The organism is Bradyrhizobium sp. PRIMUS42 (assembly GCF_023006515.1).
In the GTDB taxonomy this organism is placed as follows: Bacteria; Pseudomonadota; Alphaproteobacteria; order Rhizobiales; family Xanthobacteraceae; genus Bradyrhizobium.
In genome coordinates this window covers 1-733 of the sequence record NZ_JALBGZ010001389.1, presented here as the reverse complement: position 1 = coordinate 733, position 733 = coordinate 1, and the positions used below count along the sequence as shown (strand labels likewise).

Annotated in this window: 2 protein-coding genes; one reads left to right on the top strand and one right to left on the bottom strand. The window is 63.6% G+C overall.

Annotated features, from left to right (window positions below):
• A partial coding sequence (locus MOV75_RS40560) for a nitronate monooxygenase (RefSeq protein ID WP_247008461.1) occupies positions 1-467 on the bottom strand: 467 nt, incomplete at its 3' end.
• A gap of 95 nt (positions 468-562) precedes the next feature.
• On the opposite strand from MOV75_RS40560, the gene MOV75_RS40555 reads away from it, so the two are divergent.
• Positions 563-733 (top strand): LysR family transcriptional regulator (locus MOV75_RS40555; RefSeq protein ID WP_247008463.1); only part of this gene is annotated, 171 nt, incomplete at its 3' end.

Sequence of the window (733 nt, the reverse complement as noted above, 5' to 3'; positions counted from 1 at the left end):
GGCACGATGTCGACCGTGGTGCGCGATGCGCCATGGCCACCGGCTTCGGTACCCTGCGCGATCAGGATCTCCGCGCCGGCATCGAGCGCCTGCTTGGCCATGTCCTCGCTCTGCACCTGGCAGATCAGTCGCGCACCGCTCGCCGCGATGCGCGGCGCGAACGGCGAGGGATCGCCGAATGACAACATGATGGCCTGCGGGCGAGCATCGAGCGCGATGTCGAGCAGCTCGGGCTGTTTCGCCAGGCTCCAGGTGATGAAGCCGATACCGAACGATGCAAAGCCCTTCAGCTCTACGGCCTCTGTCTGAAGTCGAACACGGTCACCGTATCCGCCACCCAGGATGCCGAATCCGCCGGCCTCGCTAACAGCGCGGGTCAGCCGGCTGCCAGCGATCGTATCCATGGGCGCCGACAGGATCGGATGCCTGATCCCCAGAAGCTCCGTCAGCGGCGTGGCAATCGGCATGGGTTCTCCCACTCTGGACAGGAAGATTAGGCGCGAATAACATTCTGCAAAATTGAATTCTACAGAACGTTGCCATCTCAAAAGAGAAACGGGTCATGGAACTCAACGATATCAGGACCTTTGCGGCCGTCGCCCGCACCGGCGGCATCACCCGCGCCGCCGAAGAGCTCAACACGGTCCAGTCGAACGTCACCCAGCGCGTGAAGGCGCTGGAGGCGGAGATCGGCACGGCGCTGTTCGAACGCCACAGCCGCGGCATGACGCTG